The sequence below is a fragment of the Candidatus Omnitrophota bacterium genome, from assembly GCA_028693815.1.
Taxonomy (GTDB): domain Bacteria; phylum Omnitrophota; class Gorgyraeia; order Zapsychrales; family Aceulaceae; genus Aceula.
The window spans coordinates 1-10080 of sequence record JAQUUP010000036.1 but is presented as its reverse complement, the minus strand read 5'-3'; the positions used below and the strand labels follow the sequence as shown (position 1 = coordinate 10080).

Annotated in this window: 9 protein-coding genes; all 9 read left to right on the top strand. The window is 36.8% G+C overall.

Annotation, left to right across the window (positions count from 1 at the left end; all coding sequences use genetic code 11):
• Positions 1-10 precede the first annotated feature (10 nt).
• Positions 11-985, top strand: coding sequence for a D-alanine--D-alanine ligase (locus PHY73_08430; protein MDD3375727.1), 975 nt, complete (start codon positions 11-13; stop codon positions 983-985).
• Positions 986-1034: 49 nt separating this feature from the next.
• Entirely contained in the window at positions 1035-1739 is a 705-nt protein-coding gene (locus PHY73_08425) for a cell division protein FtsQ/DivIB (protein MDD3375726.1), read from the top strand.
• Entirely contained in the window at positions 1736-2962 is a 1227-nt protein-coding gene (gene ftsA, locus PHY73_08420; GenBank protein MDD3375725.1) for a cell division protein FtsA, read from the top strand. Before PHY73_08425 ends, ftsA begins: the two co-directional genes overlap by 4 nt.
• A gap of 2 nt (positions 2963-2964) precedes the next feature.
• On the top strand, positions 2965-3936 hold the full coding sequence (locus tag PHY73_08415) for an SDR family NAD(P)-dependent oxidoreductase (protein ID MDD3375724.1): 972 nt from the start codon (positions 2965-2967) through the stop codon (positions 3934-3936).
• On the top strand, positions 3912-5195 hold the full coding sequence (locus tag PHY73_08410) for a DegT/DnrJ/EryC1/StrS family aminotransferase (GenBank protein ID MDD3375723.1): 1284 nt from the start codon (positions 3912-3914) through the stop codon (positions 5193-5195). Before PHY73_08415 ends, PHY73_08410 begins: the two co-directional genes overlap by 25 nt.
• Positions 5188-5841, top strand: a complete 654-nt coding sequence (locus tag PHY73_08405; protein ID MDD3375722.1) for a NeuD/PglB/VioB family sugar acetyltransferase — start codon at positions 5188-5190, stop codon at positions 5839-5841. The genes PHY73_08410 and PHY73_08405 overlap by 8 nt, the downstream gene beginning before the upstream one ends.
• A 27-nt stretch (positions 5842-5868) precedes the next feature.
• On the top strand, positions 5869-6795 hold the full coding sequence (locus tag PHY73_08400; GenBank protein ID MDD3375721.1) for a glycosyltransferase family 2 protein: 927 nt from the start codon (positions 5869-5871) through the stop codon (positions 6793-6795).
• Between the two features lie 3 nt (positions 6796-6798).
• Positions 6799-8238 (top strand): radical SAM protein, encoded by a 1440-nt coding sequence (locus tag PHY73_08395; protein ID MDD3375720.1) that lies wholly within the window; start codon positions 6799-6801, stop codon positions 8236-8238.
• A gap of 5 nt (positions 8239-8243) precedes the next feature.
• Positions 8244-10080: hypothetical protein (locus tag PHY73_08390; GenBank protein MDD3375719.1), on the top strand; the 1837-nt coding region annotated here is incomplete at its 3' end.

Here is a 10080-nt window from a genome sequence, read left to right as displayed (position 1 = left end):
CAGTCTTGATATGAATCAAAGTCTTGAAATGGATAAGGACATTTTCTTAAAACGCATTGGCGTTTTAATGGGTGGATGCTCATCTGAGAGGAATATTTCGATTAAATCTGGAACAGCGGTAGCCAAGGCTCTTAAAGAGGGAGGATGCGATGTTGTTTTGATTGATATTCATTCTGAAGATAGAATAAAGGTTGTTGAACGCTTGATTCGTGAGAAAATTGATATTGCATTTATTGCACTTCATGGGCGATTTGGTGAGGATGGAAAGATTCAAGAAATTCTGGAATCTTTAGATATTCCTTATACTGGATCTGGGCCAAAGGCGAATAGTTTGGCGATTAACAAAATCTTAACTTATCAAATACTTGAAGAGCATGGAGTCTTGGTTCCTCCTCATGTTGCTTTTTCTTCACAAGCCGATGATTATTTGGAAATAATTACTGAAAAATTTAATGGCTGCCCAGTTGTGGTTAAGCCTTGCTCAGAAGGTTCTAGCATCGGTATTAGTATTATTACAAATTATAACAATTTAAATGATGCAGTAAAGAGAGCTTTTTGTTATGATAGTGAAGTTATTGTTGAGCAATATATTCCCGGCAAAGAGTTTACGGCAGGAATTCTAGGAGCGCAGGCTTTGCCAGTTGTCGAAATTCGGCCAAAAAACGATTTTTTTGATTTTTCTGCTAAATATGAATCGGGAACAACCGATTATATTGTTCCTGCTGAAATTGATAGCGTGTTATCTGAAGAAATCAAAGATATCGCTCAAAAAGTGCATTATGCATTAGGTTGTTCTGATCTCTCACGGGTTGATTTTATTTTGGATAAAAATAATAAACCTTATGTTTTAGAGCTAAATACAATTCCCGGAATGACAGCCACAAGTCTCCTTCCTAAAGCTGCATTAGCATCGGGCATTGATTTTATTCAACTTTGTTTAACTATTGTGAATTTTAGCTATGGCGAAAAAAATAAAAAAACGTAAAAATCAGAAATCCAATTCTTCTTTTTTTCAAGGGCGGTTGATTCCCTATATGGTTGTATTTCTCTTGTTGGCATTTGCTGTTTTTGTTTCTGCGCGAAAAATTTATTGGATGTTTGTGGATTCTTCCTATTTTCGGGTTCAAGAAATTGTTTCTTCGTCGGGAGAAAGTTTTAAGGGCCTAGAGCGCTTTTCTCATTTGAAAGGAAAGAATATTTTTGAAATTGATTTAGAGGAGCTCCAAAGACAGCTTAAGTGGGCCTATCCTGAGGCAGAACGCGTTCGGGCGTTACGACGTTTACCAGATATAATTGAAATTGAGCTTATTGAGCGAAAGCCAAGCGCAGCTGTTTATATTGGTCGAACATATGTTGTCGTTGATTCAAAGGGATTTGTTGTTTCTAAAAACTCAACCGATAAAAGCCTGCCATTAGTTTTAGGCATTTCGTATCATCCAGACAATATTGTTGTCGGGAGAGTTATTTCTGACAAAAGTCTTCAAGTTGCGCTTTCAATCTTAAGAATACTGGAAAGAGAATTCAAATCTTTTAATGTTAGCTTAGAGAAAATTAATGTTGAAAATTTATCAAAAATTTATTTTTATCTCGACAATGGGCTTGAGATTATTGTCGATCAAGATGATATTGATAAAAAAATGAAGACTCTTAAAATAATATTTGATAAGGCTAATTTAAAGCCTGAGAATATTCGTTATATTGATTTACGATTCAAGCAACCGGTTATTAAAGAAAAATGATTAAAGAAAAAATATATTGCGGCCTTGATTTAGGTTGTCAAAAGATTAAAGCTAGTATTATGCGAGTCCAAAAAGGTCAGAGCGATCTTTTGGGTGTTTCACAATTAAGCACGCAAGGATTAGCGAATTCGTCTGTTAGTGATTTGCGTGAGCTGTGCGATTGTATTCATACGATTTTATCAGGGTTGACAAAGAAAACAGGAGTGAAAGTTAAAAATGTTAATTTAGGGTTTGGTGGTCACCTTGTTGAAAGTCGAGAAAGCCACGTAGTTCTTCCTTTAACGGACAAGGGGAGTAAAGTAATTACATCATTTGATCTGCGAAGAATTAATCATCAGGCTTGTCTCTTGGGTGTTGAGCTAGATGAGCGATTATTTTATAATTTCCCGACTAAATATTTGATCGATGGATTTAATGTGGCGACAAATCCTTTAGGGCTTTACGGGCGTAAGCTTGAGTCAGACAGTCTTTTGTTGGTTGCGAAGAATAATTTGGTAAATAATATGTACAAAGCGGTTAATCAGGCTGGTTTTGAGGTTTCAAATGTCTTTTTCTCGTCATTATCGGCAGCGAAGATTTGTCTTTCAGCTCAACAAAAAAGGGATGGGTGTCTTTTTATTAGCATTGGTACAACGGCAACAGATCTTTTATTCTTTAAGGATTCTACCCTTAAAACTGTGCGCATCATTTCTTGGGGAGGAGACCATTTAACTAATGAAATTAGTAGTGCTCTTGGTCTTCCATTTGACTTAACGGAAGACATTAAGCGTTCGTATGCTGTTGTTCCAGATTGTAGTCATGAGGGACAAGAAGGAGAAGTCTTGGTTAAGCGTGATGCTGGATATATTCCAATACAGCGTTCAGATATTTCGAAGGCAATTTGTTCTTCTATTGAAGAATTTATTTCTCAAGTTTGTTTAATTATAAAGGAAGTAGAAGTTGGTCGTCATTTATTGGCAGGCATTGTTATGAGCGGAGGCGGGTCGCTTTTGCCGGGTTTGATGGAGCGAGTTGAAAAAGAAACTAAGCTTTTAACGCATATGGGAAAAGTAGGGGTTGAGTCTAAGCGATTAAGCAGTCCACCGATTTATGCTGCTTCGATTGGGCTAGCACAAGAGAGTCGTAAGGATTTGTCGGATAATATTTTTTCATCAAGTGGGAGAGCATCGGCGATTAGACGTTTTTCAAATAGAGCTAAAGAAATTTACCAGGAGTATTTCTAAAAATGAATGATTTAAGAAATTCACGAATTGTCGTAACTGGCGGGGCAGGGTGTATTGGTTCTTTTGTTGTTGATCAATTGATCGGCCAGGGAGCGAAGGAAGTTATCATTATTGATAATTTTGTTAGAGGATTAAAAAAGAATATTGAGCTAGCTATGGATTCGGGTCGCGCTCGTTTAGTCGAAGGGGATATCCGCGACGTTGATTTGATGAAGAAGACATTTGAAGGGATTGATTATTGTTTCCATTTGGCATCATTAAAGATTATTCAGTGTGTTGCTGAGCCGCGTCATGCGCTAGAAGTAAACGTCGATGGAACATTTAACATTTTAGAAGCTTGCGCAGATAATAATATAAAGAAGGCTGTTTTGTCGTCAACAGCATCTGTTTATGGGCAAGCCGATATTTTTCCTATTGAAGAGACGCATCATCCTTATAACTGCTATACATTGTATGGTGCGTTTAAAGTGGCAAATGAACTTATGTTTCAATCTTTTTATCAGACAAGAGGATTAAAATTTAATACGCTTCGTTATTTTAATGTTTTTGGTCCACGCATGGATTCTCATGGAAAATATACAGAGGTTTTGATTCGATGGTATTATTTAATTAAAAAAGGTGAGCAACCCTTAATTTATGGTGATGGGAAGCAAACTATGGATTTTGTTTACGTTGAAGATGTTGCTCGAGCTACAGTTTTGGCGCTTACGGCTGATGCATGCAACGGAGTTTTTAATTGTGCCAGTGGAAACGAAACATCTTTAGAGGATCTTTGTTGCGCTCTTCTTGAGGTGATGGGATCTAACCTTAAACCAAAATATATTCCGATGCCAGAAGAACGAAATAAGATTGAAGTTGTGCGTCGATTGGCAGATGTTTCGAAGGCGGAAAAAGAAATTAATTTTAAGACACAGGTTAGTTTAAAAGAAGGATTAAGGAAATTAGTTGAATGGCTAGAGAATCAGAAAATTTGAAAAAAATAATACCGATTACTCGTCCATTTCTTGGTGAAGAAGAGGTTGAGGCGGCATCTGAAGTGATTCGTTCAGGCTGGGTTACGCAAGGTCCAAAAGTAAAAGAATTTGAAGATGCTTTTGCTACTTTTGTTGGATCCAAACATGCATGTGCTGTATCTAATTGCACAACTGCGCTTCATTTGGCTCTTTTGGCTGTTGGCGTTAAGCCTGGAGATATTGTTGTTACAGTTAGCCATTCTTTTATTGCAACGGCTAATGCTGCTCGATATTGTGGCGGAGAGTCAGTTTTTATTGATATTGAAAAAGATGGTTTTAATATGTGCCCGGAGAGTCTTAAAGAATTTTTGCTAAATGAATGTGAGAAACGGCCAAATGGATTGTTTTATAAAAATGTTAACAAGCTGATTCGAAGCGAGTCACCTTTGTCAATTCTTGTTGGCGAAGACAAAGGAAAGATTGAAAACTGCGGCCGTATTGCTGCTATTTTAGTTGTTCATCAGATGGGTATTCCATCTGATTTAAAAGCAATCTTGCCGATTGCTCATTCCCATAAGATTCCTGTTGTTGAAGATGCGGCATTCGCAACCGGTAGTGAAATATCTCTGGATGAAGGAAAGACATGGGAGAAAATTGGAAAACCACACGCTGATGTTGCTTGCTTTTCATTTCATCCAAGAAAACCTTTGGTGACGGGGGAAGGTGGAATGCTGACAACAAGCAATGAAGAATATGATGCATTGTTTCGGTTGTTGCGGCATCAGGGCATGGCTGTATCTGATCTTGTTCGACATGAATCAAAGAAGATTATTATTGAGGATTATATTGTCACAGGCTACAACTATCGCATGACAGATATTCAGGCTGCGATTGGTATTGAGCAGTTAAAACGATTGCCAGAGATGATCCGTCGAAAAAAAGAAGCGGCTGATTTCTATTCTAAAAATCTTTCAGACATTTCTTGGCTAAAAACATTTAAAGAGTCTTCTTTCGCGCGTTGTAATTGGCAGAATTATCCTGTTGTTATTAATGAGCGTTCGCCAATGGATCGCAATTCTTTGATGCAACACTTTTTGGATCAAGGTGTTTCAACGCGTCCCTGCGTTATGAATGCTCATCGTGAACTTCCGTACAAAACAGATTTATGGTTTTTGCCAAATTCAGATAAGGCAAGAGATCAGGGGATTCTTTTGCCTTTATTTTATCAAATTACTCAAGAAGATTTAGAAAAAGTTGTTGAGGTTTTTAGAAATGTCTAAAAAGTTACTCTTATTTCCTTTTGGAGGAAGCGCTCGAGAAACGCTTGTAACGATTCAATCTTGCCCAATTTTATCGAATGAGTGGGATGTTGTTGGCTTTGTTGATGATGATTCAGAAACAAAAGAAAAACAATGTTGCGGTGTTAAGGTTCTAGGAGGACGCGAAGTTTTTGATGAGTACAAGGATACCTATGTTTTAGCTGTTCCAGCACATCCAGATATTTATTTAAAGAGAAAAGAAATTATTGATAATCTAAATATTGATCTAAAGCGATGGGCAACCATCATTCATTCGTCTTGTGTTGTTTCTAAAGATGCTCACATTGGAGTTAATACTGTTATTATGCCGTACAGTTTTGTTAGCGCAGGAGTAAGCATTGGAAATCATTGCATGATTTTGTCTCGGGCTGTTATTTCACATGATGTGTGTGTTGCAGATTATTGTTGTTTTGGTGGTCATGTAACGATTTCTGGATCTGTTAAGATTGGCGAACAGTCTTACATTGGATCGTCGGCAACGATTCGAGAAAACGTCTCTGTTGGAGAAAGAAGTTTAGTTGGAATGGGTTCTAATGTTGTCACAAATGTCGGAGAAAAAAGAGTTGTTGCAGGAAATCCTGCAAAAGAAATTGAAAGAACTAGTTAAAAACAAATTAATCTTGAGGAAAAACTTATGATTTCAGTCATCATTCCCGCATTTAATGAGCAAGAAAATTTGGATGAATTGTATCAGCGTTTATCTGATGTTGCTTTGAAGGTCAAAGGACATGATTTTGAGTTTATTTTTGTTGATGATTGCTCGGCCGATGATACGCAAAAGATGCTGAAAATTCTAAACGAAAAAGATAAAAGAGTTAAGGCCATTCGTTTTGCGCGTAACTCTGGAAGTCATGCTGCCTTAGCGGCTGGGTTGAATTCTTGTTGTGGCGATTGTGCTATTGCGCTTGCGGCAGATTTGCAGGATCCTCCGGAGTTAATTTCTTCTTTGGTGGAGAAGTGGGAAAAAGGAGCAAAGACAGTTTGGGCTGCTCGCTCAAGAAGAGATGGGGAAAGTTTTAGCGTAAGGATTTTTTCAAGAATTTATTATGCGCTGATTAATGCATTGACGAATATCCAAGTGTCGGCCTTGGGTGCAGATGTTTTTTTGATTGACCGAAAGGTTATCGAAGCGTTAAGAAAAATGCCGGAAAAGCATAGCTCAATTTATATGGCGATTGCTTGGTTAGGCTTTACACAAGAGACTATATGTTATGTGAAAGAGGCCAGGCACAAAGGAAAGTCTAAATGGAATTTGAGGATGAAGGTTAAGCTGTTGTTGGATTCGATTTTATCTTTTAGCGATATTTTTATTCGCTTGATAAGTATTTTTGGTTTTTTGATGGCATTTAGCGGTTTCGTATATGCTCTTTCAATTATTTGTCGATATTTCTTTTTTGGGATTCCCGGCCAAGGATGGTCTTCCCTTATTGTCGCGATTTTTGTACTAGGAGGCATTCAAATGATAATGCTCGGTATCTTAGGTGAATATGTGTGGCGTACTTTTGATGAATCGCGCAATCGACCACAGTATGTTGTTGACTATACCATTGGCTTGGGGTAATACATGGCAAAAGTTGCATTAATCCAGAATATTATGGTCGAGAATATGGGATATATGTATATCTCTGCCGTTCTCAAGGAAGCTGGACATCAAGTAGAATTTTTTTATTGTGATCATTTCTCGCAGAAAAAAATATTACAAAAATTAAATAAATTTGGACCTGATTTAGTCGGCTTTTCAGTTTTGAGAGCTAACCGAAACTATTTTCTTGAGTTAGCTCAAACGATAAAAGAGTCTATCGAAACGCGCACTATTTTTGGTAATATTGATGCGATTTTAAATCCTGAAATTATTGATCATCCTGGCGTTGATATTGTTTGTTTATGCGAGGGTGAGTATGTCATGCGGGAACTATGTCAGTGCCTAGATCGCAAAGAGTCATATTGTCAGATTCAAGGATTATGGGTTAAGACAGCTCAGGGGATTCAAAAAAATCCTATGCCAGAGAGTTTAGTTGATTTAGATCGGTTGCCGTTTCATGATCGGCATCTTTATGATAATTATGTTTCTTTTCGTCGTAGTTCCTATTTGAGAGTTTCGACAGGTAGGGGGTGTCCTGGGAGCTGTTCGTTTTGTAATAATTTATCTTTAAGAAAATATTTTGGAGGAAGCCGGTATCTTCGCAAGCAAAGCCCGAAGCGTGCCATCGAAGAAATAGAATATCAGATTTCACAAAGAAAGCGTGTAAAGTTTATTTTCTTTACTGATGAAGTATTTTGGCTAGATCGTAAGTGGCTTTATGAATTTCTTGATTTGTATAGACTTCGAATTAAGATACCTTTTAGCGCGAATTATAATTTTTTATCTGATTTAGATGAAGAAGACATTAAATTGCTTTCTGAATCTTATATTAATAATTTTATTTTTGCTGTTGAGAGCGGGGATGAGAGTCAGCGTATTAATCTTTTGCAAAAGCGTGTTACAGATGAAAAAATTTTGCGTATTGCGCAATGGCTTAAGAAATATAAAATTAAATATGTTTCAAGTGTGATGTTTGGATTGCCAAAAGATTCTGTTAAAGATCATATCGATCGAATGAATTTTTATAAAAAGTTAAATCCGTCATATCTTTGGTCGGCTTTTTTTCAGCCTTATCCAGGAACTCAGCTAGCTGAATTGCCAGATGTAAAGTGTGCGTTTTTTACTGATAGAGAATTTTCCCCTACGGTTCATCATTCTCTGTGCGTTGCTTCAGAAGATTCTTTGCAGATTTCGAATCTTAAAAAAGTTTATTTTTTATGTGTAAAATTCCCCATTTTTTCTAATTTCTTAGTTTGGCTGACGAAATTTCGAATTCCGTTTTTGTTTGATCTTTTATTTATGATACATTTTTCCTACTATATGTTTGCTTTTGAAAGAATTTCGATCTTTCATTTTTTTATGCATCTAAAAGCGTTTTGTTTTAATCCAATTTTAAATAAGTTTAAGGCGAAGGGGAATTAAAAATAATGAAAATACCATCTTGGCTGAACGATAAAAATGAAAGAAAGTGGATTGTTTCATCAATTATATTAATTGTTTTTTCTTTGATTGTTAAGCAGTTTGCCGATGTTTGGACTGTGGCTTTGTTGAATAAGGGAGCAGCTCCATTTTTGAATAGCATTACAGGGCCGACTTCTGCCTATTCTTTTGATTTTTACACTGGTAGAATGCACGAGCTTCTTTGGGGACCGTTAGAGGTTCTTTGTTCAGGGTTTGCTTTTTTATTGCTTTCGATGCGGTATCTTAAGGATGCGAGTCCTCTTCGATTTGGTTTAGCTGTTTTTGCCTATTTACTGATTACGAAATTCGAGATTTTATTTTTTCCTCCTTATGGTGACTCAGGAAGTGGCCCTGTGATTGAAGCAATTTGGCTTTTTCATCATAATTTTGATTATGTCGCTCTTTCGAAGGAAACTCTTTTTGTTAGAGGGGGCCCAAAAGCATATTTATTTTCTTTGTATCCGACCTATTTAGCGATTTTGATGAAGCTGATTCCAAATACAAAATTATTTTTAGCTGTTAATCATTTGATTATTTTTGGGTTGAGCGCTCTGATTCTTTCTTTTTTCCGTTCGTTGGCGCGCAGGATTTTTAATGACAAGCTTTCGATGTTATTGTCTATTTTTCTTTTGTCTTTGCCTTTGGTTCAAAGTCAGATTGAGCAAATTAACATGGAGGTTCCGACCTTGCTCTTTGTCATGTTGTCACTTTTTTATTTATCTGAAAAAAAGATTTTTCGTTCATCTATTTTTTCTGGTTTAGCCGTTTTTACTAAGTTATATGCTGCGTATATGGGTGGGGCGATTTTCTTTGTTGGGGTGTATTTATTTTTCTTTGGGCGAGAACAAAAGAAAAATTTTAGGGTTTTTGGCTCAGGCGTTCTTTCGATGTTGTTTGTTATTTTAGGGACTTTGGCTCTTTTTTATTTTATGGATTTGGGAGGGAAGGTTGATAAAGTAGGCGTGTTTCAGGGGTTTGCTTTGATGAAAACGTTTCCGATTAGTTATTTTTATCTTTTAAGTTTGGTTGGATTTGTTGCTTTTGCGATTCAAGATTTAAAAGGAAAAGAAGGAAGCGTGCTTAGCCGAATCGTTTGTTTTTTAAATGATCATTATCGAGTTGCGGTTATGTTTGTTTGTTCGGCCGGATGGTTTATTTTATTTTTAAATTCTGGATGGATCCCCCCACGGTATACTTTTATCTTGTTGCCGTCTTTGATCTTAGGAATTTTTTATGTTATTTGTCGCTTGGTTGAGAACGAGAGAGTTGTTGAGCGTGGTATCATCGCTTTGATTTTTGTCGGTTTTCTGTGTTCTTATGGCCTTCCATATCCTCCTGTAATAATTCAAGATCATGCCATTGTGGAAAGAAGTCTTGAATATCGCAATGATGTTATGTTGCATATGAAGCTTGCTCGTCTTATTGAGCAAAAATATGCAAACTTGACTGTGGCAGCACCTTTCGCAATTACGCAATTTTTGGCTTTTCCTGAGATGGGATTTGCGCACAAGAAACTCGATGTTATGATTTATTTGTTTCCTTGCACATATGGAGGCGTCAAGAACTTTGAAGGTCTTGAGAAAATAGATTCAAGAAAAGTTGTTTGGGTCGGCGTTGAAACGCCTTTCATGAGAGGGGAGCATCTTCCCAATGGTTCATATGATCATGTGATTGAAGAGTTGCAGGTTGGCAATAAGAGCGCAAATTTATTTGTTGGTGGATTCTCGATTAATGCGGTATATCGCCAATGTCAGTCTATGGTCAAACAACTTGAAGAGAAAGGTATTCAGAAATTAGAACTTA